The sequence below is a fragment of the Spirillospora sp. NBC_01491 genome (assembly GCF_036227065.1).
Classification (GTDB): domain Bacteria; phylum Actinomycetota; class Actinomycetes; order Streptosporangiales; family Streptosporangiaceae; genus Spirillospora; species Spirillospora xylanilytica.
Map to the genome: position 1 here is coordinate 5,268,724 of NZ_CP109432.1, position 26,075 is coordinate 5,294,798.

Consider the following 26,075-nt stretch of genomic DNA (forward strand, 5'->3'; position numbering starts at 1 on the left):
GTCATGAGCCGATCTCGCGCAGCACGTACAGGTCCAGAGGGGGCGGGAGCGGACGGGCCCGGCGGCCGGGAGGGGCGCCGGGCCCGCGTGGTGGTCAGGCCGCGCAGTTGCCCTGGGCGGGCTTGCCGGCGAAGCGGTCGGTGAGGAACGCGATGGCGTCCGGCTCGCTCTGGAGGATGCCGAGGACGTGCTCGGCGAGCGGGTAGGACTTCCAGGTCACGTTGGCGCCCTTGGCGCACCAGGCCCGCCGCAGGGTCTCGGCCTGCTCGGCCGGGATGATCTCGTCGAGGGCGGCCTGGCCCTGGAAGACCGGGACGCCGGGGGCGGTGGAGCCGAGCTTGTTGGCGTTCAGCCTGCGCTGCCATTCCGGGGTCGCCAGCGGGTCCGAGGCGGTGTAGTCGCTGATCTTCTTGAACGAGGTGTCGATCAGTGTGGACGCGCCGTCCAGGCTGAGCAGGCAGATGTTCTCCGCCTTCTTCAGCAGCTCGCGTCCCCGGTCGTTGAGGTAGCCGCCGAGCTTCAGCTCGGGGTAGGCGGCGTCGTAGCCGACCGCGGCCATGAACATGAGCGCGACGAAGGCGCTCCCGTCGAGCTTCTTGCCGACCGCGAGCAGGTCGGCGGGGACGCCTCCGGCGACGACGCCCTTGAGCTGGAGCTCAGGTGCGTACGAGGCGGCCAGTTCGGCGGCCCACCCGGCGGACGTGCCGCCCTGCGAGTAGCCCCACACGGCGACCGGGCCGGCGCCGAGACCCGCGTCGGGCAGGCGCTGCGCGGCGCGGGCCATGTTCAGCACGGCCTTGCCCTGGGATCCGCCGACCTCGTAGGTGTGCTGCCCGGGGGTGCCGAGGCCCTCCATGTCGGTGACCGTGACGGCCCAGCCCTTGCCGAGGGCGTCGGCGATGAACAGCTCCTCGTAGTCGATGCCCTGGGTGAGCGTGTAGGACGGGGCGCACGAGTCGCCGAGGCCGCGGGTGCCGACGGTGTAGGAGACGAGGGGCCGTTGGCCGCCGCCGGTCCAGGGCTTGTCCGGGACGAGCACCGAGCCCGACACCGCGATGGGGACGCCCTGCACCGACTCCGACCGGTACAGCACCTGCCATGACTTCACGCCGCCGTACGGCGCCTTCCCGATGGGGTCCATGGTGAACACCGACGGGCGCGACCGGATGATGTCGCCGGGCTTCCCGTCCGGTAGTGGCGAGGGCGGCTTGTAGAACGGATCCTCGGCGGGCGGTTGGGACTCCTGCGGCGCGGCGAGGGCGTTCCCCTGGAGCGCGGTCGCGGTGAGGGCGAGGCCGGTGCAGCAGGCGAGCATGGCGCGCACGCACCGGCGGACACTGGTGGACATGGAGCGGTGGCCCTTCGTCGTCCCCCGCGCCGTCCGGGTGACGGCCACCCAACCCTAAGGTGACTGGACGGACGGTCCAATTATCCGCGCCGACAAAGCCGCCGGACGGGTTTGTACGCCGGGCACACATCCCGGTGCGCAGCGTGCCGTCCACCGATCGGTGGACGCGAGGTTCGACCGGCCGATGCTGTCGGGGGCGGCGGCCCCACGACCAGCATTCACGGTATGACGAATCTCCCTGTACGGATGGCGCGCTGGAGCGCCGGGCACCCCTGGCGGGCGATCGCCGGCTGGTTCCTTCTCGTCGCACTGTGCCTGGGCGCCGGGCTGGCGGTGGGCGGGAAGGCCGCCACGACCGAGGACTTCTGGATCGGTGAGGCCGGCCGGGGGGAGGCGATGGCGACCGACGGCGGCCTGGAGCAGAGGGCCCTGGAGCAGGTGCTGATCACGGCGAAACCCGGCGCGGGCGCCGGCGGCCTGGACGCCGCCTCGGCCGATGCCGCCGCCCGCGACGTGGCGGGACGCATGAAGGCGCTGCCCGAGGTGGAATCGGTGAGCGCGCCGGTGCGCTCGGCGGACGGCACGGCGGTCCGGGTCGACGTGACCCTGAAGGGCCCCGAGCTCGACGGTGAGAAGCACCTCGGCCCGCTTCGTGCGCAGACGGGCCGGGCGCAGGCCGCCCATCCCGGTCTCTGGATCGAGCAGACCGGCAGCCCGTCCATCGGCACGGCCGTCGACGAGCTGCGCGGCAAGGACCTCTCGAGATCCGAGATGATCGCGCTGCCGATCACCCTGATCACGATGCTGGTGGTCTTCGCCTCGCTCGCGATGGCCCTGGTGCCGCTGCTGCTGGCGATCTCCTCGATCGTCGCGTCGATCGGCCTGGCGATGCTGGCCTCGCACGCCTTCCCCGACAACGGCATCAGCACCAACATCATCCTGCTGATCGGCATGGCGGTCGGCGTCGACTACACGCTCTTCTACCTCAAGCGGGAGCGCGAGGAACGGGCCAGGTCGGGCGGGCGGCTGAGCTCGCAGGCGGTGGTGGAGCTGGCGGCGGCCACCTCGGGACGGGCCGTGGTGGTCTCGGGGGCCGCGGTCATCGTCTCCAGCGCGACGATGTACCTGGCCGACGACGTCATCTTCTCCTCCATCGCCACCGCCGCGATCATCGTCACGCTGGTCGCCGTGATCAGCTCGATGACCGTCCTGCCCGCGCTGCTGGCCAAGCTCGGCGCACGGGCCGAGCGCCGCAAGGAGCGCAAGGAGGCCCGCGCGGCCCGGCGCGGCACGACCCTGCGGACGCGGCGGCCGAGGTCCGGTGCCGGACCGGTGACGTCCGCCCTGCTGCGCATCACGAGCAGGCATCCCGCCGCCACGCTGGCGGCCGGCGTCGTCGCCATGCTCGCCCTGGCCGCGCCTCTCCTCAACCTCAATCTGACCGACATGGGCACCGAGACGCATCCGCGCGTGCTGCCCGCCATGCAGACCTTCGACCGGCTCAACAAGGCGTTCCCCGAGCTGAAGTCCATGAACCAGGTCGTCGTCCGCGCGGGCGCCGGTCGCGCGGGCGAGGTGAACGCCGCGCTCCGCGACCTCGCCCGGCGCGCGAAGTCCGACGCGAACATGGCCGGCACGGCGAAGCTGCGCACGTCGGCGGACGGCCGGGTCAGCATGCTGGAGCTGGCGGTGCCGCACTACGTGAGCGACAGGGCGGCCCAGCAGTCCCTCAAGGACGTCCGCGAGAACTACGTGCCGGCCACCGTCGGCCGGCTGACCGGCGTCGAGACCGCGGTGACCGGGGACGTGGCCCGCTACGCCGACTATCCCGAGCACCAGAAGCAGAAGCTGCCCCTCATCATCGGGGCGCTGCTGCTGGCGACCTTCGCGATGACGGTCTGGGCGTTCCGCTCGGTGGTCCTCGGCCTGATCGGCATGCTGCTCAACATGCTGTCGGTCGGCGCCTCGCTCGGCCTGCTGGTGCTGGTCTTCCAGGGCGAATGGGCCGAGGGGCCGCTCGGCTTCGACTCCACCGGCTCGATCGGCTCCCGCATCCCGCTGCTCCTGCTGGTGATCCTGTTCGGCCTGTCCATGGACTACCAGGTGTTCGTGATCAGCCGGATCAGGGAGGCGGTGCTGCGCGGCGTGCCGACCCGGCAGGCCGTCCTGGACGGCATCGGCAGCTCGGCGGGCGTGGTGACCAGCGCCGCGTTCGTCATGGTGACGGTGTTCGCCAGCTTCATCCCGCTGCACATCATGGAGATGAAGCAGATGGGCTTCAGCCTGGCGGCGGCCGTGCTGCTGGACGCGTTCGTCATCCGCGTGGTGATCCTGCCATCGCTGATGCTGCTGCTCGGCGACGCCAACTGGTGGCCGTCGCGCGGCGTGCGCCGGGCCCGGGAGACCGCCCCCGCCGACCGGCCGCCGCTCGAAGTAGGCTGACCGGCATGAGCGAACGGCCGCCCCGCGTCCTCGCCGTGACCGACCGGGCGTGACATGACCGAACCCGTGCTGCGCGTCATCGTGGTGGACGATCACACGGTGATGCGCGCCGGCGTCGTCGCCCTCCTGGCCGCCGAGCCGTCCATCGACATCGTCGGCGAGGCGGGCGACGGCCGGGAGGCCGTCGAGCTGGTCGAGCGCCTTGCCCCCGACGTGGCGCTCGTCGACCTGCGGATGCCCGTCCTGGACGGCGTCGCCGCCACCACCGAGATCGTCGCCGGACCGGCCCGGACCCGGGTGCTGATCCTCACCACCTACGACACCGACGCCGAGATCGAGCGCGCGGTCGAGGCTGGCGCCGTCGGCTACCTCCTGAAGGACACCACCCGCGAGCAGCTCGCCGCCGCCATCCGGGCCGCGGCGCGCGGCGAGACCGTCCTCGCCCCGCGGGTCGCCGAGCGCCTCGTCGCCCGGATGCGGCGGCCCGTCCAGGCGGCGCTGACGGCGCGCGAGGTCGACGTGCTGAACGCGGTCGCCGACGGCCTCTCCAATGCCGACATCGGCAGGCGGCTCGTCATCGCGGAGGCGACGGTGAAGACCCACCTGCTGCGCGTCTTCGCCAAGCTCGATGTCAACGACCGCACGCACGCGGTGGTCGTCGCTCTCGACCGCGGTCTCCTGACCCGTCCGGGCTCAGGGCCTTCTACTCACGCGGGTTGAGTACGGCGCGGGTCATCGGGCGGGACGGGACGCGGCGATCAGGTCGCGGTACCAGGCGTACGACTTCTTGGGCGTGCGCTTCTGGGTCTCGTAGTCGACGTGGACGAGCCCGAACCTGGGGTGGTAGCCCTCCGACCACTCGAAGTTGTCCAGCAGCGACCACGTGTAGTAGCCGCGGACGTCGACGCCCTCGTCGATGGCGGCGCGGACGGCCTTGATGTGCGCGTCCAGGAACTCGATGCGGGCGGTGTCGTCCACGGCGCCGTCCACGACCTCGTCGGGGAACGAGCAGCCGTTCTCGGTGATGTGGACGGGCGGCAGCAGCGGGCCGTAGCGGTCCTTGAGGGTGTGCAGCAGGGAGCGCAGGGCGTCCGGGACGATCGGCCAGCCCATGCCGGTGGCGGGGTACTCGGTGACGTCGACCATGTCGAACGGCAGCGGACCGGGCTCGGCGGGGGTCGTGAGGCGGGTGGGCTGGTAGTAGTTCACGCCGAGGAAGTCGATCGGCGCCGAGATGACCTTGAGGTCCTCGTCCTTGACGAAGCCGGCGAGGGGCGGGCCGCCGAGCGCGTCGAGGTCGGGGTAGGCCCCGGTGAGGACGGGCTCGGTGTACAGCCGGTTCATGAACGTGTCGAAGGCGCCGGCGGCCTCGCGGTCGGTGTCGGCGGCGGGCCACGCGGGCGAGTAGTGGTTGGTCAGGCCGATGTCCTGGACGCCGCGTCCGCGCAGGGCGTTGACGGCGAGGCCGTGCCCGAGGAGCTGGTGGTGGGCGGTCGGCAGCGCGTCCAGCATGAGGGCCTGGCCGGGCGCGTAGACGCCGAAGGCGTAGCCGTAGGCGGTGACGACGACGGGCTCGTTCAGTGTGATCCACCGGTCGACGCGGTCGGCGAGGCGCTCGGCGGCGATGTAGGCGAACTCGGCGAACCGGTAGGCGGTGTCGCGGTTCATCCAGCCGCCGGCGTCCTCGAGGGGCTGCGGCAGGTCCCAGTGGTAGAGGGTGGCGGCGGGCGCGATGCCGCGTTCGAGGAGGCCGTCGACGAGGCGCTCGTAGAAGTCCAGGCCCTTGGCGTTGACGGCGCCGGACCCGGCGGGCTGGACCCGCGGCCACGCGATCGAGAACCGGTAGGAGTCGACGCCGAGGCCGGCCATCAGGTCGGCGTCCTCGGCCCAGCGGTGGTAGTGGTCGCAGGCGACGTCGCCGGTGTGGCCGTCCCGGATCCGGCCGGGCGTGTGCGCGAAGGTGTCCCAGGTGGACGGCCCGCGGCCGTCCTCGTCGACGGCGCCCTCGATCTGGTAGGCGGCGGTCGCGACGCCCCACTGGAAACCCTCTGGAAGACCCATGCCGTCCCTCTCGTGAAAACGCGAATATCCCTCGGATTTTAGGGTCTCGTCCGATGGGACGGAAGACTCCCGCCCGTGGTGGCTGCGCGGTCGCGCCGCATCCGAGGGACAATGGACGGCGTGACCGAGATCCGGACCCCCCTTCGCCGCCGTCCCGCCCAGCGCCGCAGTGCCGAACGCGTCCAGCGCATGCTCGACGCGTGCGCGGAGATCCTCGACGAGGACGGCTACGACGGCCTCACCACCACGCGCATCGCGCAGCGCGCCGAGGTCGCGATCGGCTCGGTCTACCAGTTCTTCCCCGACAAACGGGCGGTCGCGCAGGCGCTCGCGCTGCGCAACCTGGAGGTGTTCGGCCGGCGCATCTCGCTGCGGCTGGCCGAGGGCTCGTTCCGCGACTGGTCCGACACCGTCGGCGCGATCATCGGCATCTTCGTCGACATGCACCGGGCCGTGCCGGGCTTCCGGGTGCTGCGCTTCGGCGACGTCGCCGACGTCAACCTGCTCGACAACGACGCCGACAACAACGCGGTGGTCGCCGACCGGCTCCGCACGATGATCGTCGAGACGTTCGCGATCCAGGACACCCCCGGGCTGGCCCGCGCGCTGGCGATCTCGGTCGAGGCCGGCGACGCGGTGCTCAAGATGGCCTTCCGGCGCTCTCCGGACGGCGATCCCGAGATCATCGCCGAGGCCGAGCGGCTGATCCACGGCTATCTGGCCGCGCACATCCAGGAGAGCTGACCCGCCGCCACCGCGATCGGGGTGTGACAGACTCCGCACATTCATCCCCCCGGAACATGGCGGAACAGGTGAGCTCGGTGGAAATCGCGAAGCTCCAGACACAGACCCGCTTTCTCGTACGGCAGCGGCTGCGGCTGATGGTCAACCAGTACGAGGTGCACGTCGAGGCGCCGGACGGCTCGGAGGGCCCGCTCGTCGCGTTCGCGCAGCAGAAGCGGATGGCCTTCAAGGAACAGGTCACCCTCTACTCCGACGACACCAAGGCGCATCCGCTGCTCGGCTTCAAGGCGCGCAAGCGCATCGACCTGGCCTCGGCGTACGACGTCACCGGCGCGGACGGGCAGCCGATCGGCGTCTTCCGCAAGGACTTCAAGAAGTCGCTGCTCGCCTCGACCTGGCATCTCGAGCAGCCGGGCATGGAGGTCACGACGGGCAGCGAGCGCAACAAGTTCGTGGCGATCCTGCGGCGGGTGTGGAACGTCATCCCGTACGCCGAGAACCTGCCGTTCGCATGGCCGTACCACTTCGACTTCCGCGTCGGTGGCCAGGGCGCCTTCTCGGTGGAGAAGAAGTTCGGCTTCCGCGACCGCTACGTCGTCGACGTCAAGGACCCCCGGCTGGACCGGCGGCTGGTCATCGCGCAGGCGATCGGTCTGGACGCCCTCCAGTCCCGCTGACGCCCGGCGGACGGCCCCGGCGGACGGCTCAGCGGCCGACGGCGCGGGTGCGGGAGAACGCGTCCAGGATGAGCCGGGTCGCGTCGATCTGACCGGTGGTCGTGCCGAGGCCGATGGGCAGCGAGCCCGGCCAGGTGTGGCCACCGCCCGTCACCGAGTAGAGCTCGACGCGCGCCCCGCCCCGGCAGCCGGTGCGCGCGAGGTGCGCGACGCTCGGACCCGGGGCGTCGCGCGCCGTGGCGCGGCAGCCGAACGTCCGCGCCCACCGGCCCGCGAGCGCGGCCACCGGCGGCAGGGCGAACGATCCGCTCAGCGGGCGCATCCAGTCCGGGACCTGCCGCCGGTCGCCGCCGAACGGCTCGCCGCCGCCGTACGGGACGATCGGGTCGGTGGTGCCGTGGAAGGCGACGATCGTCGCCGGACGGGCGCCCGCGCACGGCCGGGCGAGATTGAGGCCGGCCACCGGCGCGATCCCGGCGAGCCGTCCGGGCAGCCCGCACACCAGCGCGGCCGAGAGCCCGGCGCCGTTGGAGAATCCCGCCGCGAACTCGCCCCGCCGGTCGACGCACAGCGTCCGTTCGAGGTGGTCGAGCAGCGCCGCGACGTAGGCGATGTCGGCGGCGCCGTCGGCCATACCGGGCAGCCTCCAGCCCCGCCGGCCGGGTCCGCCCTCCGGCTCGGCCACGACGAACCCGCGGGCGGGCCCGGCGTTGGCCAGCCGGCCGTAGAGCGCCTGCTGGAATCCGTTGGAACGCAGTCCGTGCAGATCGACGATCAACGGTGCGGGGGTGCGGTCACCGCCCTGCGGCAGGGTGAGCAGGTAGGACCGTCCGCCGAACGAATGCCGTCCGGTGGACGCCGCCGCCTGCCGCCCGCAGCCCGCGCTCGGCGCGGCCTTCCCGGCCTGCGCGGCGGCCTGCCCACCGGTCCGTCCCGTGGGCGCGCCGGTCGCCGGGGCCGGTCCGGCCGCGCCCCGGGACGGCCGGGCGGGTGCTCCGGAGCCCGCGCAGCCGGCCAGCGCGCCGCCGGCCAGCAGGGTGAGAGCGAGGACGGCCGGCGCGGCCGGGTTCACAGCCAGCCCTGGTCGCGGGCGGCGTGCACGGCCTCGCTCCGGTCGCGCGCGCCGACCTTGCCGATCGCCGCGGACAGGTGGTCGCGGACGGTGCCCTCCGGCAGGTGCAGGGCGGCGGAGATGTCGGCGACGGTGGCGCCGCCCGCCCCGGCGGTGAGCACCGCGCACTCGCGCGGCGACAGCGGGTTCGGGTCGGCGCCGAGCGCGGCGGCGGCGAGCGCCGGGTCGATCACCCGCTCGCCCGCGACCACGCGGCGGATCGCGGCGGCCAGCTCCTGCGCCGGGCCGTCCTTGACCAGGAACGCGGACGCCCCGGCCGCCATGGCGCGGCGCAGGTGGCCGGGGCGGCCGAAGGTGGTGAGGATCATGATCTCGCAGCCGGGCGCCGCCGCGCGGATCCCGGGTGCGGCGCTCAGCCCGTCCCGGCCGGGCATCTCGATGTCGAGCAGCGCGACGTCGGGCCGGACCCGGGCGGCGACGCGCACCGCCTCGTCGCCGTCGCCGGCCTCGCCGACGACCTCCAGGTCGTCCTCCAGCCCGAGCAGCGACGCGAGGGCGCCGCGGACCATGCCCTGGTCCTCGGCCAGCATCACCCGGATCACGAGGGCGACCCTACCGGCGCGCGGCCGGCGCCGGGGGCGAGCGGCACCCGGACCGCCAACCGGAACCCGCCGCCCGGGACCGGCCCCGCCTCGAGGGTGCCGTTCGCGGCCGCGACGCGCTCGGTCAGGCCGGTGAGGCCGTTGCCGGGGTCGAACGGGCCGGCCGCGTCGGTCCCCGCGCAGCCGTCGTCGGCGACCTCCAGCAGCGCGGCGCCGTCCGCGCAGGTCACCGTGATGTGCACGTGCGCGGCGCGGGAGTGCCGGACGACGTTGGTGACGCCCTCGCGCACCGCCCAGCCGAACAGCCCGTCGACCGCGCCGGGCAGCGGGGTGCCGGACGTCCGCACGGTGGTGCCGATCTCGGCGGCGGCGAGGACGGCGCGGGCCCCGTCGAGCTCCCCGGTCAGGTCGCGCCGCCGGTAGCCGGAGATCGCCGCGCGCACGTCGGCCAGCGACTCCCGGGCCACCGACTCGATGTCGTTGATCTCGGTGATGGTGCGGGCCGGGTCGCGCTCGGCGACCCGGCGGGCCAGCTCGCTCTTCAGCACGATGAGCGACAGGCTGTTGCCGAGCAGGTCGTGCAGGTCGCGGGCGATGCGCAGCCGCTCGTCGGCCGCCGCGAGCCGGGCCACCTCGCCGCGCGCCTCGCGGAGCTGCTGGACGAGCGTGCGCGCGTGCCGGAAGGCGAACATGAACATGCCGAGCGACAGCGCGGTGACCGCGAGGACCGGCAGCGCGTCCCGGGCGCCGTCGACCAGCGCGCACTGCGCGAGCGAGATGAGCGCCGCGGCGGCGACGCCCCACGGCACCCACCGCATCGGCAGCGTCATCGCGCAGGTCGTCGCCAGGTAGATCGGCGACCCGATCCATTCGGCGCCGAACACGAACGGCAGAGCCGTGCTGACCACGGCGAACGTCCCGAGCAGCACCCAGGTGCGGTTGCCGACCGGCTTGGTCCAGCTCTCCATGGAGAGCGGCGTGGCCATGTAGAGGCCGATGAACACCACCAGGGCGAGCGCCCCCCAGACCAGGCGCGGGCCGGAGTAGCCCGCGACCGTCCGGGCCAGGGGGACCAGGTAGAGGAGGCCGAACCCGGCCCAGAAGGCGCGCCGCGGACGGGACCGGCCGGGGCCCGTCCCGTCGAGGTCCCCGCCGCCGAAGAACGCGCTCATGAGGACTGCATCGTACGACGGCGGCCGGGCCCGCGTCGGCGTCGCCGGCTCGGGGCCGCCGCCCGGCGTGATCGACGAGCCCGCGGCCTTCGTCCGGCACGACTTTTGTCCTGGCTCGCCCCGGGGCTGGCCAGCGTGCGCTTTACATGTTACGAAGACATGTAAAGCGGTGGGGCAGGTCGCACCCCGTCCCCGGACCACCCCCTGTCCGCACAGGCGTCACCGCCCGGAGGAGGCTTCCCCGTGAGTTCCTACGACCTCTACACAAGCCCGGTGTCCCACGACACCTGGAATGTGCCGATGGCGGGCGATGCCCGCTTCACCTGGGAATACGACAACGGCCGCGATCGGCTGCTGAACCTCTACCAGAAGGGCAAGGACAAGCAGTGGGACGCCCAGAAGCGGATCGACTGGGACCTTGAGGTCGACCCGCTCAACGTCGCGGGCCTCCCCGAGAACTTCAACCCCCTGTTCGGGTCGGAGATCTGGGACCGGATGACGCAGAAGGAGCGGGACGAGTTCGGCCGCCACCAGGGCTCGTGGCTGTTCAGCCAGTTCCTGCACGGCGAGCAGGGCGCGCTGAACGTCTCGGCCCGCATCGTGCAGTCGGTGCCCGACCTCGACTCCAAGTTCTACGCCGCCACCCAGACGATGGACGAGGCGCGGCACGTCGAGCTGTACAACCGGTTCCTGAAGGAAAAGGTCGGGATGTACTACCCGGTCAACCAGGACCTGGCCAAGCTGCTCGCCGAGTCGCTGGAGGACAGCCGCTGGGACCTGCCCTACCTCGGCATGCAGGTGCTCATCGAGGGGCTCGCGCTCGCCGCGTTCGGCCTCTACCGCGACCTGTCCACCACGCCGCTGGTCAAGCAGCTCCTCGCCTACGTCATGCAGGACGAGGCGCGGCACGTCGCGTTCGGCCGGCTCGCGCTCAAGGACTACTACGCCGAGCTGACCGACAGGGAACGGGCCGAGCGCGAGGAGTTCGTGGTCGAGGGCTGCTACCTGATGCGCGACCGGTTCAAGGCGCGCGAGGTCTTCGAGCAGCTCGACATGCCCGTCGACAAGTGCATGGAGTACGTCGACAACTCCGACATGTACACGCTCTACCAGTCACTGCTGTTCAGCCGGATCGTCCCGTGCGTGCGCGACGTCGGCCTGTGGGGCGACAAGGTGCAGGCCGCCTACGCCGACATGGGCGTGCTCGACAACGCCAAGGCCGACCTCGAGGTGCTGATGCGGCAGGACGAGGACATCGCCGAGAAGGTCGACGAGGAGCGCTACGCGCGCGAGCTCGCCGCGCGCCAGAACGAGGTCGACGAGGCCATCGCCCTCGGCGGCGGCACCGTCGAATAGCTCTGTGTCTTAGAGCCCGGCCCGGCGTCCTCGCCTAGGGCTCGGACGCCGACCTGGCTTGGGGCGAGCGCGACATCGCTTCGCGATCTGGCCGGTGGGGCTCGCCTCCGGCTTCGCCCCGCCGGCCAGGTAGCGCGCTCGCGCGACGGCTGAGGCGGTTTTGAAACAGGCCGTAGGCCCCGCGTTCCGATCGGCGGGGGTGTTCCGGACTCGCATCACGTCCGGAACGCCCCCGTTTTTCGGTTCTATTGGCATTTCTGGCATGAGAGGGAAATGGTAGAGAACCCCCTTCGGTAGACCTGTGTCACGTGCCCCATCCGGCCGGAGAAATCGCCGTGCCTTTCCCTCGCCTGTACTAATGTCCCCGCACGATGGTGCGGCGGATGTACGGGAGGTCAGAGGTGTCATGAGTCCGCGGCACGGACCCGAGCAGGCCGACCGAAACCCTCAGGGGGAGCACATGAACCTATCCTTCGGGAACGTCATACGGGCCGTCGCGCTCGCGCCCGCCGCCGCCGCGCTGATCGTCGCGGTCCTGCCCGCGAGCGGGTCGAGCGCGTTCGGCGGGCCGGGCGGGAACGGGTCGGGCCAGATCCAGGGCGGGGGCGACGGGATCGCCCCCGGCGTCACCGAATGCGGTCCCGACGGCCTCGCGGGCGGCGTCACCGGAATCGTCCGGAAGGCCGCCGGCCGGGCCGTCCCGCCGATGATCGCAGGTGGCGGGCGGATCGCGTCCGCGCCGGGACACCGGGCCGGGGAGGCCGCCGCGGCCCGCTGCCGCCCGTCCGCGGGCGGGCGCCCGGTGGCCGGCGGGGGGCCGGGAGTGCGCTGACGAGACCTCGGGGGCCGCGCGGGCCGCGGCCCCGGGCGTGCCGAGCGGCTCGGCGCGCCGACCCCGGACGGGGCGCCCCAGGGATGAACCGGCATCTCTCGGGCGCCCCGTCCGCATTTCGCGCCCGTCCCGGATCGGACGCTCGTGATAGCGCCGAGATCGAACTTCACAGAACAGTAAAGACGATCTTCTTTGCCGATGACCCAGTGCGTCCGGACGGTCTCATTCCGATAAACTCCGAGTGACAAAGCCCACAAACAAGGGTCCCCGGCGCGCTTCATCGGGCACGCAACGTACGGTCAAGGATTTGTGTGCGGCGCCATGAGGGACCTCGCTGAACGGACCCGCCGTCGCACTAGACCGGACGCCGGTTCCGCGACGAGCGGACACGCCTGATCCAGGCGTGTGGTGGGCGCCCACGGGGTTCTGCACCCCGGCGGGCTGGCCGCGCGGTGATCCGTCCGGCGGCCGACCGGCCGCGCGGGCGGGCCGCGCCTTGACGGCGGTGACGACGCACGCCGGTGTCCGGGGCCCTGTCCCCGATCAAAGGACTCTCTGTGGGTAGCGCTGGCAAGCATCACCCCAAGAACCGTCTTCGGACCATCCTGATCGCCTCCGGCGTCGCCGTCGCGTTCGTCGCGGCGGGCGCCATCGTCCTCCTCGGCGGAGACGGCTCGGCCGGCTCCGCGAGGGCGGCCCAGACCGCACCGCGGTCCACCACTCCACTCGCGGACCCGCCGCGGACCGTGCCCGAACGGGCGGACCGCGGCCGGCCCCGGGCCCCGGAGCCACCGTCCGACGCGCGGCCCGAGGTTCCATCGCAGGCCGAGACCGTGGCCAAGCCCAAGACCGAGAAGGCGGTCAAGCCCAAGAGGAAGCAGGTCCCGAAGCCGCGCGTGCTGCGGACGGGCTCGTGTGAGGCGTCCTTCTACTGGGAGGGGCAGATGACCGCCAGCGGCGAGCGCTTCGACCCGGACGAGCTGACGGCGGCGCACAAGACGCTGCCGATGGGCTCCAGGGTCAGGGTGACCAACAAGAACAACGGCCGGTCGGTCACCGTGCGCATCAACGACCGGGGACCGTACGCGGGCGGTCGCTGCCTGGACCTGTCGAAGGCCGCGATGACGAAGGTGGGCGGCACCGGATCGGGTGTGATCCCGGTGCGCTACCAGGTGCTCGCCCGCACCTGACCCGCACGGCGCGCGCCGGCCCGTCCGGCGCGCGCCCGTCAGGTCCGGCGCGCCCATGGGGTCCGGTGTGGACGGCAGGTCAGGAGTGGCGTCCCCTGCCACCGCTCGCGGGCTCCAGCCACGTTCCCGTGACGTCCGGGGAGGCCGGCTCGGAAGCGGCCGTCCCGTTCGCGGCCGGTGGCGCGGGCCAGGCATGTGCGGGCGGGTTCGGCGCCGCCGTCTCGTCGGCCGCGTCGTCCGGTGGGTCGGCGCCGATCGCTTCGGCGCCGATCGCTTCGCCGCCCGTCTCGGGTTCGGCGCCGGGGACCGTCTCGGCGATGCGTTCGCGGAACCAGTCGGTGAGCACCCCGTCGACCCGCACCGCCTCGGTGATCGGCGGGCGGGCCGCCGTGCCGGGCTCGGCCGCCAGAGCGTGCGCCATCCGGAACGTGGCGGACTCGACCGCCCCGGCCCCGCACCGCCGCAGCAGGTCGCGCAGCGCGGTGATCTCGGCGGGCGGGACGACCCGGTCCTTGGCGCCGCCGATCAGCAGCAGCGCGGTGTCGCGCGCGGCGATGTCGGCCGCCCGCATGCCGAGGTCGAGGCGGTCGGCGAGCTCGCGGGCCTCCTCGGTCCAGGCGCGGTCGCGGGCGGCGCGCTTCTCGACCGCCCCGGCCGACCGCGACGGCGCGATGACCGGTGCCACGACCGCCGCGGTACTGATCGGGACCGCCCCCCGCGCGACCGCGAGCAGCGCCGCCGAGCCGCCCGCGGAGAACCCGGCCAGGCCGACCGGCCCCTCGTCCAGCCCGAGGTCGCGCCGGATGTCGGCGAGCGCGTCGGGCAGCCGTTCGGCCGCCTCCTCGACCGCCGCGCCGTAGGCCTCGATGAAGCGCGACTCCAGGATCGCGCCCGAGCCGAGCCCGCCCGCCGCGCCCTCGGCGTCGCCGGGCAGTTCGAGGTAGACCCGCCAGACCGGCACGCCCGTCATCGGCATCGCCGTGGCCAGCGCCGCCGCGGCGCGCGGCGGGTCGAAGCCCGGCCAGGCCACGATCAGCCCGGTCGGACCGGCGGGCCGGGCGTCGACGGCGGTCGGCGGCAGGGCCAGGTAGGCGCTCCCCGCGGCCGTGCCGTGCACGGGCAGGGTGAGGTCGCGCTCGGTCGGACGATCGCCGCTCATGTCGTACGTCAGCTCCTGCGGTGCTCGACGGCAGGCCCCTGGGAGACGGCGCCCCTCAATGTGGGCCCGAGGTCCCAGCCTCATATTTCCAGTGCCCGCCGGAGAATGCGGCCGAATCACCTCAGCCCGTACAGCAGAGTGACGGAGAACTCACCCCGGGTAACGTGAAGCAAGCGATCATGCTGTGGGCTTCCGCGTCGGTCCTCCTGGTTTCAGGGAGTCCGGACGGGAACAAGTCGGATGTTCGATGCGTCGTAGTAAGTCGTGGGCGTCGCGGGGGCACGCCCTGGTTCGCCGCCTTGAGGAGTGACTGTGGACAGGAAGCGCAGCACGGCCGCCGCCGGGCACGCCTGGCAGATCTACAGCGAGACACTTCAGCCCGAGGCACCGAGGATGGGGGAGCGGGTCCGCGCCGTCCCGCGCATGCTCAAGTTGGTCCTGCGGGGCCGGTACAAGGGCATGTCGTTCGGGACGCTCGGCCTGCTGGCGCTCGCCACGGTCTACATCGTCTCCCCGCTCGACGTGATCCCCGATCCGCTGCTGCCGTTCGGCGTCGTCGACGACGCCGGCGTGGCGGTGTGGCTGGCGACCATGCTGGTCAGGGCCGCGGGCGACTTCGTTACCTGGGAACGCGGCGGCCGTCCGACCGCGGTCGTCGGCGACATCGTCGACTGACAAGGCCTCCACGCGGGCGAGGTCCGGTGGAGGGTCAGCCGGGCTTGGGGCCGAACTCCCGGGAGAACCCCTCCGCCACGTTCAGCAGGATCGGGACGACCTCCGCGACGGTCTGCGCCCTCAACCGCGCGGACGGCCCCGACACCGACAGCGCGGCCAGCGCGGGAGCCCCCGGCAGCGGCACCGCCACGCAGCGGACGCCGATCTCCTGCTCCTCGTCGTCCAGCGCGTACCCCTGCTCACGGATCCGGGCCAGCTCGGCCATCAGCGCGCCCGGGGCGGTGAAGGTGCGCGAGGTGCGCGCGGGCATCCCGGTACGGTCAAGCAGGGCGCGCACCCGCTGCTCGGGGAGCTGCGCGAGCAGCGCCTTGCCCACCCCGGTGCAGTGCGGCAGCACACGCCGTCCGACCTCGGTGAACATCCGCATCGAGTGCCGTGACGGCACCTGCGCCACGTACATCGCCTCGTCGCCCTCCAGGATGGCCATGTTGGCCGTCTCGCCCACCTCGTCCACCAGCCGGGTGAGCGCCGGGCGCGCCAACGAGCCGAGCAGCCGGCTCGCGCTCTCGCCCAGCCTGATCAGCCGGGGCCCGAGCGCGTAGCGCTTGGACGGCTCCTGGCGCACGTACCCCTGGTTCACCAGCGTACGCATCAGCCGGTAGATCGTCGGCATCGGCAGCCCGGACACCTCCGTCAGCTCCGACAGCGCCATCTCCCCGCCCGCGTCGGCCAGATGCTCCAGCAGCTCGAACGTGCGCTCCAGCGACCGTACGGCTTCCGCCACCGACGCCCCCTCTCCTCGTGGTCATCCGATTCTACGGAGAATCGATTTCACTACGTGAAATGGGTCGGGATGCGGAAAGCGGAGTGACGGACGTTACTGGAGGTGACGGCCGGGCTATAACTCCCTAAGCCCGGCGTCGTCCGACGGCGCCGTCCCCCCGGCAGCGCGAGACCGCGCGGTGAGGGGGGACGGTGGGCACGGGGGCACGGATCCGCTGGGGCACGGTGCTGCTCGGCGGCGTACTGACCATGGCGTTCACGAACCCTGCGGCGCACGCCCAGTCGGTCCGCCTGTCCGCCGACCTCAGCCGCATCGCGGGCACTGGACGGACGGCCTCCTACACCGCCGAGGTGCGGGCCGCAGGCGGCGTCGCGCACGACGCCTACCTGCTCCTCGTCGCCGAAGCTCCGCTGCGGTGGATCGACGACCAGCCCGGCTGCACGATGCTGGACTCCGATCACAGGATCCGCTGCTACCTGGGGGACCTGACCACGCCCGAACGCCGGGTCGCCACTGTGGACATCCCGCGCGTGTCCACGGCGACACCGCCCAGCATCATCGCCATCGTGTCCGCCGCCAACGCCAAGCGCGCGTCGGCCACCGCGACCCCGCCGCCGCCCCGCTGCACCTGCTTGAGCGAGGAGTCGTCCGATCTGAGCCCGAGCCCGGATCCGAGCATGACGAAGGACCGCCCGGCACAGCCGGACGATCAGATGCCCGAGCCGTCCGAGCCGTCCGAGCCGTCCGAGCCGTCCGGTCACGTTAAGCCAGGGCGACCGAAGGCGGACGGCCACGGCAAGCCGCAGGCACACAAGCCGGACACCCATGGGAAACCATCGGCGCTGCCGCCGAGCGGCCATGGCAAGCCCCGTGTGCCTAAGGCGTACGGTCACGGCAAGCCGCGCTTGCCCCAGGCGGATGGGCACAGCAAACCGAAGGCGCACAAGGCGGATGGACAGGGGAAGCCGCGGGCGTCCAAGGCGCACGTGCCCAAGGCGCACGTGCCCAAGGCGCACGTGCCCAAGGCGCACGTGCCCAAGGCGCACGTGCCCAAGGCGCACGTGCCCAAGGCACACGGGCACGGGCACGGGGAACCGGGGGAGCTTGAAGCGGAGGGGTATGGAGGGCCGTGGGTGTCGGCCCCGAGCGGCCAGGGAGGCTCGGGCGGTCCGAAAGCGGGCGGTCACGGTAAGCCGAAGAAGGCCCACGTCGCCGGGCACGGGGGTGGACGGCCGGGAGTGAAGCCGGGGCGGTCGCCTGGTGGCGTGGGCCGGCCGCCTAGGGGTTCGTCCGGTGGAGCGGACGTTCTGGACGGGCAGGAGTCGGGGGCGGTGGCCGCTTCGCCGCCGCTGCATCTGCCCCCTTCGGATCCGGACGTGCCGCTGCCCCCGATGCCGCCGCCGTCCTTGCCCGGGCCGGGCCTTCCGCGGGCCGGGGGGTTGCAGCCGCAGCTTCCGTTGCTGCCGGTGGTGCCTCCGGCGCAGGCCGTGCCGCCGGTGCTGCCGCCGGTGAACGCGCCGCCTCCCGCGCTGGCGCGGGCGGCGGCGGGGGAGAGCCGGATGACGCTGGTCTCGCCGAGCGGGTCGAACCAGGGCGACGGCGCGGACTGGGCGACGGTGCTCGGGATCGCGCTGGTGGCCGAGATCGGGCTGGTATGGCTGGCGGCGTGCCTGGCGCTGTGGCGGCGCCGGGTGGCCCTGGCGCGGAACGCGAACACGGGTGCGCTGATCGGGTCGCGGTCCGGGGAACCGGGCAGGTCGCGCCGCGGGTAGCGGACACCCGAATCGATGGATGACGACCGCCTGCATCGTGCCGAACGGGGATCGCGGCGTCGACGCCGAGGGGGTGGGCCACGGCCCGTGACGGGGCCGGTCCGCATGGGGGTACGGTTTCCGGGCGCTTGTCACTCCGATGACAAAGCGCTCTGCGACTAATGTGGCCCGGGGCCAATACCCCCGATCGCCTACCATCCGGTAGCTTCACGCTGCACGATCATCGCCGGTTGCCGGGGGGCGCCACAGAGCCGTCCGGCCATCGCTGCTCGGCCCGCCGACGGCCCCCACCCCCGCTGACGCCGTCCGCCCCTTCCCCCCGGGAGACTGATCAATGGCACTGGGCTCGCTGCTTCCCGAACTCCAGCCCGGCGGTTCCGGCCGTACCCCGCTGATCGAGCGGGTCGGCCGGTGGGCGCGGGAGAAGCCGGACGCTCCGGCCTTCACCTTCGTCGACTACTCCCTCGACCCGTCCGGCGTGAAGTTCACCCTGAGCTGGGCGGAGACGGACCGGCGCGCCCGGGCGACGGCGGCCGGGCTGCGGCGGGCGGCCGGGCCGGGCGAGCGGGCCGCGCTGCTGCTGCCGCAGAACCACGAGTACATGATGACGATGCTCGGCGCCATGTACGCGCGCGTCGTGGCGGTGCCGCTGTTCTCGCCCGACCAGCCGGGCCACGGCGAGCGGCTGGTGGGGGTGTACAACGACGCCGACCCGACGGTGATCGTCACCACCCGGAGCGCGGAACCGCACGTGGAGAAGTTCCTCGCCGACAACGACGTGCCGCGCCCGCGGGAGGTGGTGTTCGCCGACGACATCGACCCGGCCCTGGCCGCGGAGTGGCGCGACGAGCCGATCGACCCCGACGACCTGGCCTATCTCCAGTACACCTCGGGCTCCACCCGCCGTCCCGCCGGGGTCGAGATCACCCACGCCTCGCTCGCCGCGAACGCGCTCCAGCTCTGGGCCGGGTGGGCGCCCGACACGCCGAACCCCGAGCTGGTGACGTGGCTGCCGCTGTTCCACGACATGGGGCTCATGTCGGCGATGGGGCTGCCGCTGGTGTACGGCGACCACGTGATCTACACCGCCCCGCTGTCGTTCCTGATGCGGCCGATGCGCTGGCTCCAGCTCATCTCCGAGTGCGAGAACGTCTACACCGCCGCGCCGAACTTCGCCTACGAGTACGTGGCGTCCCAGGCCACCCCGGAGAAGGTCGCCGAGCTCGACCTGAGCGGCCTGATCACCTGCCTGAACGGGGCCGAGCCGGTCCGCGCCTCGACGATGGCCGCGTTCGCCGAGACGTTCGCGCCGGCCGGGCTGCGGGCGGGCGCGCAGGCGCCGGCGTTCGGGCTGGCCGAGGCCACGGTCTTCGTGACCGCGGCGGCCGAGGACGTCCCGCCCAAGGTCATCACGGTCGACCGCGACGCGCTCGCCCTCGGCGGGCTGGAGCAGTGCGAGGCCGGGGCCGGACGGGAGAGCCTGCTCGTCTCGTGCGGACGGCCGGTCGGGCAGTTCGTCGCGATCGTCGATCCCGAGACGCGCGTCGAGCAGCTGGACGGGCGGGTCGGTGAGATCTGGGTGCACGGTCCCAACAACTCCCCGGGCTACTGGCGCAACCCCGAGCGCACCCGCGCGACGTTCGGCGCCGAGCTGGCCGCGGCGGGCGCGCTCCCCGAAGGCCCGTGGATGCGCACCGGCGACTACGGCGTGGTCCACGAGGGCGAGCTGTACGTCACCGGACGCATCAAGGACCTCATCATCGTCGACGGCCGCAACCACTACCCGCAGGATCTGGAGGTCACCACGCAGGAGTCGCACGCGGCGGTCCGGCCCGAGTTCGTCGCGGCGTTCGCCGTCGAGGACGGCGGCGCCGAGCGGCTGGTCGTGGTCGCCGAGCGCAACCGGCGGGTGCCGCTCGCCCGGCTCGACCTCGACGAGGTGCACGGCGCGGTGCGCGCGGCGGTCAGCGTCGAGCACGAGATGAGCGTGCACGATTTCGTGCTCATCGAACCGGGCGGGGTGTCCCGCACCTCCAGCGGCAAGGTCGCCCGCGCGGCCACCCGGCAGCGGTACCTGGACGGCGGGCTGCCGACCACACGGGCACGGCTCGCCGCCCGGAAGTAGGCGGCGGGCGGGCCGCCGGGGCACTCCCGCCCCGGCGGCCGTGACGATTCAGGAGGAACATGCTTGCGGGGCTGGGGCGGCTCATCCACCGGCGGCGCTGGACCGGTCTCGTGCTGATCCTGCTGGTCACCGGGGTGGCGGGCGCCTGGGGCCTCGGCGTGTTCGCCAAGTTCAAGGCCGGCGGGTTCGACGACCCCAAGTCGTCCTCCACCCTGGTCGCCAAGCTCGGCGCGACCTACTTCGGCAGCACCAACCCCGACGTGATCGCGCTCTACCGCAGTGACGGCCTGACGGTGGACGACCCGAAGTACCAGGCGAGCGTGGTCACCACGGTGGCGCGGCTGCCCAAGGACCGGGTCGCCGAGATGATCTCGTACTGGGCGATCGACGGGAAGGACGCCGAGTCGTTCGCCTCGCGCGACAAGCGCCAGACGTTCGTGGCGATCAAGTTGCAGGGCACCGACGACGCGGCCAAGCTGGCGAACTACCAGGCGATCAAGGACCGGCTGGCCGCGCCCGGGCTGAAGGTGCGGCTCGGCGGCAACGTCCCGCTCGGGCAGGAGTTCGGCGAGCAGGTCGTCGCCGACATCGTGCGGGCCGAGACGATCACCGCGGTGCCGCTGTTCCTGCTGCTGGTCATCCTGTTCGGCGCGGTCACCGCCTCGGTGCTGCCGATGATCGTGGCGATCTTCTCCATCGTCGGCGGGCTGGCGGTGCTGCACCTGGTCACCTACCTCGCCGACGTGACCTCGTTCGCCCTCGAGGTCGTCACGATGATGGGCGTCGGCCTCGCGATCGACTACTCGCTGTTCATCATCAGCCGGTTCCGGGAGGAACTGGCCCGCGGCATGGACGGCAAGGGGATACCGCCGGGGAAGCCGTGGAAACGGGCGGGGGACCGGAGCGCGCGGCGGGCCGCGAAGCGGGAGTACGCGCGCGACCTGGCGCCGCTGCGGCAGGCCGCGCTGGCCGCCACCATGTCCACCGCCGGACGGACGATCATGGTCTCCGGGGTGACCGTGTCGGCGGCGCTCGGCGGCCTGCTGCTGTTCCCGCAGATGTTCCTGCGCACCATCGGGCTGGCCGGCATCGCCACCGTCCTGGTCGCCGTCTTCGGCGCGACCGTGCTGCTGCCCACGCTGCTGGCGCTGCTCGGCCCCAAGGTCGAATTCGGCCGGATGCCGTGGCGGCGGCCGAGCGCCAAGCGCGCGGCCCGCGAGCCCGACAGCGGCTTCTGGTACCGGCTCGGGCATAGCGTGATGAAGCACCCGCTGCCGTACTTCGCGATGGTGCTGGTCATCCTCGGCGTGCTGTTCGTGCCGTTCCTGAACGTGCAGTTCGGCAGCGTCGACGCGCGCGTCCTGCCGAAGAGCAGCCCGACCCGCTCGGTGGTGGAGACCGTCAAGGCCGACTTCCCCAACGGCTCGGCCGAACCGATCGACGTGGTGGTCTCCGGCGACCTGATCCCGCGCGCCTGGAAGCCGGTCCGCCAGGGCGACAACATCCCGCCCTACCTGGAGGGGTACCGCAAGAAGCTGGCCGCGCTGCCGGGCGTGACCGACGCGAAGTTCACCGGCTACTCCGGCCCGTACGGCGGCGTCCGCATCTCGGTCACCCACAAGTACGAGCCGATGGACGCCAAGGCGCAGGCCCTCGTCGACCGGATCCGCGGCATGGGCCTGTCCAAGGGCGGCTTCCCCATGCACGTGGACGTCGGCGGCAGCACCGCCGCGCAGATGGACCTGATGTCCAGCCTGATGCGCACGCTGCCGAAGATGGCCCTCGCGGTCGGCGTCGCCACCTTCGTCCTGCTGTTCATGTTCTTCGGCTCGATCGTGCTGCCGCTCAAGGCGATCGTGATGAACGTGCTGTCGATCGGCGCCTCGTTCGGCGCGATCGTGTGGGGCTTCCAGTACGGGCACCTGGCCGGGCTGCTCGACTTCACCCCCACCGGCGGCGTCGAGGCCACCAGCATGATCCTCATCCTCGCCGTGGTGTTCGGGCTGTCGATGGACTACGAGGTCTTCCTCCTCAGCCGGATCCGGGAGGAGTGGGACCGCACCCACGACAACCGCACTGCCGTCGCCACCGGGATGCAGCACACCGGCGGCATCATCACTAGCGCGGCGCTGCTGTTCCTGGTGGTCATCGCCGCGTTCAGCCTGGCCGGCATCACCGTCGTCAAGCTGATCGGCGTCGGCATGTTCGTCGCCGTCGTCGTGGACGCGGCGCTGGTGCGCTCGCTGCTCGTCCCGGCGACGATGCGGTTCATGGGCGCCGCGAACTGGTGGCTCCCCGGCCCCCTCGCCAGCCTGCACGCCCGCATGGACCTGCGCGAGACCACCGGCCTGGAGGCGCCTCCCGCACCGGCGGCGCCGCCCCCGCTGCCCGAGGACCAGCCGTTCCCGTACGCCCTGCACTGGGAACCCTCCCCGGCCACGCCCCCGGAGTCCCCGGCCCCGGCCCCGGCTCCGGCCGCGGAGTCCCCGAATCCAGCCCCGGCGTCGCCGACTCCGGCGTCGGCCATTCCGGTGGACCGCCCGGTCCCCTCACCCCCCGCCCATAGTCCGGCGGCACCCTGGGCCCCTTGGGCGAACGGGCCGCCGCAGCCGAGACCCAGACCTCCCGTCCGGACCAGGCGTGAGATCGTCCGCGCTCCGGACGGTTCGGGATGGCGCTGGAGGACCGTAGAGGAGAACGATGTCAACTGAGACACGTCGCCGCGTCATCCGATGGGCGGGCGGACCGCTCGCCGCCGCCGTCGTGGGCGCGACCGTGCTCCCCGCGAGCCCGGCCCCGGCCGAGGCCGCGGGGTTCGCGAAGGCCGACACCGGCGCCCGCGTCACCGGCTACACATGGCTGAACAAGGGGAAGACCGCGTTCGACTTCCAGGTGCGGTCGCCGTCGATCGGCTCCACCGAACATGTCCGGGTGCTGCTGCCCAAGGGCTGGAAGAGCAATTCGCGGCAGAGCTGGCCGGTCGTCTACGCCTATCACGGCGGTCGCGACAACTGGACCTCGTGGACCCGAAAGAAAAGCACTGATATCGAGGCGCTCTCCCGTAAGTGGGGCGTCATGGTGGTGATGCCGGAAGGTGCGAACGGGTCGTACACCAATTGGTACAACGGCGGCCGGGGCGGAAATCCGAAATGGGAGGACTTTCACCTTAAAGAGGTCCGGCAGCTCGTCGAACGCAATTTCCATGCCGGCGGTTCCAGGGCCGCGATGGGCGTCTCCTCGGGAGCCCAGGGCGCGTGCTCCTATCCGGGACGCGCCCCGGGCATGTTCCGGTACGCGGCGTGCTTCAGCGGGACGCTCTCGATGAGCTCGCCGGGCGTCCCGTCGCTGCTCATGTACACCAACATGGGGAACGGCGCCGATCCCTACTCCATCTGGGGCATCCCGTGGATCGACCGGAACAACTGGGACGCGCACGACCCCGTGAAGCTGCTGCCCAAGATGCGCTCGACCCGTTTCTACGTGTCGGCCGGCACCACCGGTAAGGCCGGTCCGCTCGACTCGCCCAGCACCGCCCCGTGGGACATCGGGTACCTGAGCGAGAAGGCGATCGGTCCCACCGTCAAGGCGTTCGCCGCCGAGGCGAGGAGGCAGGGCGTGCCGATCACCGCGCACATCTACGGCAACGGCCGGCACTCCTGGCCGTACTGGCAGCGCGAGATGCACGCCGCCTGGCCGCAGATGATGAAGACCATCGGCGCCAAACCGGTCAAGTGACCCCAGACGTCCGCTCCGGCCCCGCCCCCGACGTCCGGGGCCGGCGCGGACGCGTCCGATCAGTGCGGATCGGCACGGTGCGGATCGGCGTGGTGCGGATCGGCGTGGTGCGGATCCGCGCGGGTCAGCGGTCGACGAAGCGCAGAATCCGGGCGTTGACCTCCTTGGCGAACTGTCCCGCGATGGAATGGGTGGCCTCCGGCCACAGTTCGACCTCGGCGTCGCTGAGGAGGTCCTCGGCCCGCCGCGCGGCGCGGACGGGATCGTGCATGACGCTCCGTCCGGCGATGAGCGCCAGAACCGGCACGCCGATGGAGCGCAACTGGTCATCGGTGAAGAGCCGGGGGCTCGGCAGTGCGGGCCGGTACTGCTCCAGGGCGGTGGCGATGACCCGTGCCACCGGATCGCCGGCCGGTATCTCGCCCCGGCCGTCGATGTAGCGCAGGAAGCGCGGCAGGGCCCGCCTGGCGGTGAACGGCAGGGCGATCGGGATGCTCCGCAGCAGCACGCCGGGCGGGAAGGGCGCGAAGGTGGCGATGGGGTCGATCAGGCTGATCGACGCCACCCGTCCCGGCTTGCGGATCGCCTGGTTGCAGGCCGTCCAGCCGCCGAACGACCAGCCCACCAGGTGCGCTGTGCCGAGGCCCAGCCCTTTCAGCGCCGCGTCCAGCCAGGCCGCCTGGTCGGCCCCGCCGTGGATCGGCGCGGTCTGCTCGCTGTGCCCGGGCTCCCCGAGCAGGTCGAGTGCGTACACCGTCCGCCGCTCGGCGAGGGGCGCGACGTTGGGGTACCACGACAGGCTCGTCCCGCCCCGGCCGTGCAGCAGCACGACCGGGGGGCCCGTGCCGTCGCCGAACCGGTAGGCCCGGACCTGCCCGTACGGCGTGGGCACGTCGTGGACCTCGGGGACGGGCAGCACCCGCATCGCGTCGTCGTAGGCCGCCTCGAAGACCTTCCGTCCCGCGGCCGACCTGAAGCGCCCGATCTTCCCTCGGCTCATTCGCTCCCCCTTTTTTGCAATACAACCCTATTGCAAAAGCCGGAGAACGCGGCCGTGCGGACGATCAGCGGCGCATCGCGTCGATCAGGTCGCAGGCGCGCGCGACGCCGTCCTCCTCGCGGAGCCGGTGGCCGAGCCCGGCGGCGCGTTCCGCGAACTCTCCGGACGCGACCGTCCGCCGGACCTTGGCGGCCAGCCGGCGGACGGTCATGGCGCCGAACGGCAGCGGGGCGGGCCCGGCGCCCAGTGCGGCCACCCGCTCGCCCCAGTACGGCTGGTCGCCGAAGAACGGGGTGACGATCGTCGGGACGCCCGCGCGCAGGCCCGCCGCGGTCGTGCCGGCGCCGCCGTGGTGGACCACCGCCGCCGTCCGGGGGAACAGCCACGAGTGCGGGACGTCGCGCACCGCCAGGACGTCGTCGTCCGACGTGGCCGGGTCGCCCTGCACGATGCCGCGGACGCCCGCCAGCCGCAGGGCCGTACGGACGACCCGGTCGGTCATCGCCGCGTCCTTGGGGACCATGCTGCCGAATCCCACGTAGACGGGCGGCGGTCCCGCGGCCAGGAAGGCGGCCAGCCGCGCGGGCGGCTCCCAGGCGGGTTCGTCGAGGAACCAGTAGCCGGTCAGCCGCACATATGCTGGCCAGTCGGCCGGGCGCGGCACCACCGAGGGGCTGAAACACGCCAGCATCGGCCGGGCGTCCCGCCGTGCCGCGTGCATCGGTCCGCGCACCGGCTCGGGCGGTAGGCCGAGCGGGCCGCCGCGCCACGGGTTGATGAACGGGCGGGCGAGCTGCCAGGCGATCTGGTCGACGGCGAGGAAGCTGGCCCGGTTGGCCAGCGGTCCCAGTAGCCGCGCCTGCGGCACGAACGGATGGGGGAACGCCCCGGTCGGCTGGCTCGGCTGGAAATGGACCAGCCCCCAGGGGACGCCGAGATGCTCGCCGATGTGCCGCTGGAGCAGCCCGAGGCTGGGGCCGAGGATCAGGTCGGCGCCCTTGCAGGCGTCCAGGCATTCCGCCAGTAGCTGTTCGGCCATGGGCCCGAGGATGCGCCGGAACCCGCCAAGGAACTTCACCGGGTTACGGCCGCCCGCGAGCAGCTCCTGACCGGCGTCGGAGTCGAGGATCTCCGTGGGGTCGGCGGTCAGCGGCGCGAGTTCCAGCCCGGCCGCGCGCGTCAGGGCGGTGTACCGGCCGCTGGCGACGAGCCGCACCTCGTGTCCCCTGGCCCGCAGCCCCCGGCCGAGTGCCGCGCACGGCTGCACGTCGCCGCGCGACCCCGCGGCGAAGATCACAATTCTCACGGGGGCTCCTCCAGGTGCGCGGC

At 72.6% G+C, this 26,075-nt stretch carries 21 protein-coding genes; 12 read left to right on the forward strand and 9 right to left on the reverse strand.

Annotation, left to right across the window (positions count from 1 at the left end; translation table 11 throughout):
* Positions 1–94: 94 nt before the first annotated feature.
* Positions 95–1,348 (reverse strand): lipase family protein, encoded by a 1,254-nt coding sequence (locus OHA34_RS24680; protein ID WP_285939297.1) that lies wholly within the window; start codon positions 1,346–1,348, stop codon positions 95–97.
* Between the two features lie 225 nt (positions 1,349–1,573).
* Between OHA34_RS24680 and OHA34_RS24685 the strand changes: the two genes are divergently transcribed.
* Together OHA34_RS24685 and OHA34_RS24690 are read left to right on the forward strand one after the other, a co-directional pair.
* Positions 1,574–3,790 carry an MMPL family transporter gene (locus OHA34_RS24685; protein ID WP_329519036.1) on the forward strand — a complete coding sequence of 739 codons (2,217 nt, stop codon included), beginning with the start codon at positions 1,574–1,576 and terminating at the stop codon, positions 3,788–3,790.
* Positions 3,791–3,844: 54 nt separating this feature from the next.
* Positions 3,845–4,510 (forward strand): response regulator transcription factor, encoded by a 666-nt coding sequence (locus OHA34_RS24690; RefSeq protein WP_329519037.1) that lies wholly within the window; start codon positions 3,845–3,847, stop codon positions 4,508–4,510.
* Positions 4,511–4,522: 12 nt separating this feature from the next.
* On the opposite strand, the gene OHA34_RS24695 is transcribed toward OHA34_RS24690, so the two are convergent.
* Positions 4,523–5,851 (reverse strand): GH1 family beta-glucosidase, encoded by a 1,329-nt coding sequence (locus OHA34_RS24695; protein WP_329519038.1) that lies wholly within the window; start codon positions 5,849–5,851, stop codon positions 4,523–4,525.
* A 120-nt stretch (positions 5,852–5,971) separates the two neighbouring features.
* Here OHA34_RS24695 and OHA34_RS24700 point away from each other — a divergent pair, with 120 nt between their 5' ends.
* The gene (locus OHA34_RS24700; RefSeq protein ID WP_285939292.1) at positions 5,972–6,595 is read left to right on the forward strand and encodes a TetR/AcrR family transcriptional regulator; all 624 of its coding nucleotides are present in this window, start codon (positions 5,972–5,974) and stop codon (positions 6,593–6,595) included.
* A 77-nt stretch (positions 6,596–6,672) separates the two neighbouring features.
* A complete protein-coding gene (locus OHA34_RS24705) occupies positions 6,673–7,272 on the forward strand; it encodes a hypothetical protein (RefSeq protein WP_329519039.1) in 600 nt (199 codons plus the stop codon).
* A 28-nt stretch (positions 7,273–7,300) separates the two neighbouring features.
* Here OHA34_RS24705 and OHA34_RS24710 read toward each other — a convergent pair whose 3' ends face one another.
* Genes OHA34_RS24710 through OHA34_RS24720 form a run of 3 tightly spaced genes read right to left on the reverse strand, consistent with a single transcriptional unit; the run spans position 7,301 to position 10,118 of the window.
* Positions 7,301–8,344 carry an alpha/beta hydrolase family esterase gene (locus tag OHA34_RS24710; RefSeq protein ID WP_329519040.1) on the reverse strand — a complete coding sequence of 348 codons (1,044 nt, stop codon included), beginning with the start codon at positions 8,342–8,344 and terminating at the stop codon, positions 7,301–7,303.
* The gene (locus tag OHA34_RS24715) at positions 8,341–8,946 is read right to left on the reverse strand and encodes a response regulator transcription factor (RefSeq protein ID WP_329519041.1); all 606 of its coding nucleotides are present in this window, start codon (positions 8,944–8,946) and stop codon (positions 8,341–8,343) included. The genes OHA34_RS24710 and OHA34_RS24715 overlap by 4 nt, the downstream gene beginning before the upstream one ends.
* Positions 8,943–10,118 carry a sensor histidine kinase gene (locus OHA34_RS24720; RefSeq protein WP_329519042.1) on the reverse strand — a complete coding sequence of 392 codons (1,176 nt, stop codon included), beginning with the start codon at positions 10,116–10,118 and terminating at the stop codon, positions 8,943–8,945. Before OHA34_RS24720 ends, OHA34_RS24715 begins: the two co-directional genes overlap by 4 nt.
* A 243-nt stretch (positions 10,119–10,361) precedes the next feature.
* Between OHA34_RS24720 and OHA34_RS24725 the strand changes: the two genes are divergently transcribed.
* The 3 genes from OHA34_RS24725 to OHA34_RS24735 all read left to right on the forward strand — a co-directional run bounded on the left by OHA34_RS24725 (position 10,362) and on the right by OHA34_RS24735 (position 13,496).
* Positions 10,362–11,474, forward strand: a complete 1,113-nt coding sequence (locus OHA34_RS24725; protein WP_285939287.1) for a ferritin-like domain-containing protein — start codon at positions 10,362–10,364, stop codon at positions 11,472–11,474.
* A 460-nt stretch (positions 11,475–11,934) separates the two neighbouring features.
* Positions 11,935–12,306, forward strand: coding sequence for a hypothetical protein (locus tag OHA34_RS24730; protein ID WP_329519043.1), 372 nt, complete (start codon positions 11,935–11,937; stop codon positions 12,304–12,306).
* 557 nt (positions 12,307–12,863) lie between these two features.
* Positions 12,864–13,496: a septal ring lytic transglycosylase RlpA family protein gene (locus OHA34_RS24735; protein WP_329519044.1), complete on the forward strand. Its 633-nt coding sequence runs from the start codon at positions 12,864–12,866 to the stop codon at positions 13,494–13,496.
* A gap of 79 nt (positions 13,497–13,575) precedes the next feature.
* Here OHA34_RS24735 and OHA34_RS24740 read toward each other — a convergent pair whose 3' ends face one another.
* Positions 13,576–14,655: an alpha/beta hydrolase family protein gene (locus OHA34_RS24740; RefSeq protein ID WP_329519045.1), complete on the reverse strand. Its 1,080-nt coding sequence runs from the start codon at positions 14,653–14,655 to the stop codon at positions 13,576–13,578.
* A gap of 312 nt (positions 14,656–14,967) precedes the next feature.
* Between OHA34_RS24740 and OHA34_RS24745 the strand changes: the two genes are divergently transcribed.
* On the forward strand, positions 14,968–15,330 hold the full coding sequence (locus tag OHA34_RS24745) for a YkvA family protein (RefSeq protein ID WP_329519046.1): 363 nt from the start codon (positions 14,968–14,970) through the stop codon (positions 15,328–15,330).
* 34 nt (positions 15,331–15,364) lie between these two features.
* Here the strand turns inward: OHA34_RS24745 and OHA34_RS24750 are convergent, their stop codons facing one another.
* The gene (locus OHA34_RS24750; protein ID WP_329519047.1) at positions 15,365–16,114 is read right to left on the reverse strand and encodes an IclR family transcriptional regulator; all 750 of its coding nucleotides are present in this window, start codon (positions 16,112–16,114) and stop codon (positions 15,365–15,367) included.
* 191 nt (positions 16,115–16,305) lie between these two features.
* On the opposite strand from OHA34_RS24750, the gene OHA34_RS24755 reads away from it, so the two are divergent.
* The 4 genes from OHA34_RS24755 to OHA34_RS24770 all read left to right on the forward strand — a co-directional run bounded on the left by OHA34_RS24755 (position 16,306) and on the right by OHA34_RS24770 (position 23,746).
* Complete coding sequence (locus OHA34_RS24755; protein WP_329519048.1) at positions 16,306–17,886, forward strand: hypothetical protein; 1,581 nt, start codon at positions 16,306–16,308, stop codon at positions 17,884–17,886.
* Positions 17,887–18,220: 334 nt separating this feature from the next.
* Complete coding sequence (locus OHA34_RS24760; RefSeq protein WP_329519049.1) at positions 18,221–20,011, forward strand: fatty acyl-AMP ligase; 1,791 nt, start codon at positions 18,221–18,223, stop codon at positions 20,009–20,011.
* 59 nt (positions 20,012–20,070) lie between these two features.
* Complete coding sequence (locus tag OHA34_RS24765; RefSeq protein WP_329519050.1) at positions 20,071–22,722, forward strand: MMPL family transporter; 2,652 nt, start codon at positions 20,071–20,073, stop codon at positions 22,720–22,722.
* Entirely contained in the window at positions 22,712–23,746 is a 1,035-nt protein-coding gene (locus OHA34_RS24770) for an alpha/beta hydrolase (RefSeq protein WP_285939273.1), read from the forward strand. The genes OHA34_RS24765 and OHA34_RS24770 overlap by 11 nt, the downstream gene beginning before the upstream one ends.
* 124 nt (positions 23,747–23,870) lie before the next feature.
* Here the strand turns inward: OHA34_RS24770 and OHA34_RS24775 are convergent, their stop codons facing one another.
* Positions 23,871–24,746, reverse strand: a complete 876-nt coding sequence (locus OHA34_RS24775; protein WP_285939272.1) for an alpha/beta fold hydrolase — start codon at positions 24,744–24,746, stop codon at positions 23,871–23,873.
* 64 nt (positions 24,747–24,810) lie between these two features.
* Positions 24,811–26,052: a glycosyltransferase gene (locus OHA34_RS24780; protein ID WP_329519051.1), complete on the reverse strand. Its 1,242-nt coding sequence runs from the start codon at positions 26,050–26,052 to the stop codon at positions 24,811–24,813.
* Positions 26,053–26,075 lie beyond the last annotated feature (23 nt).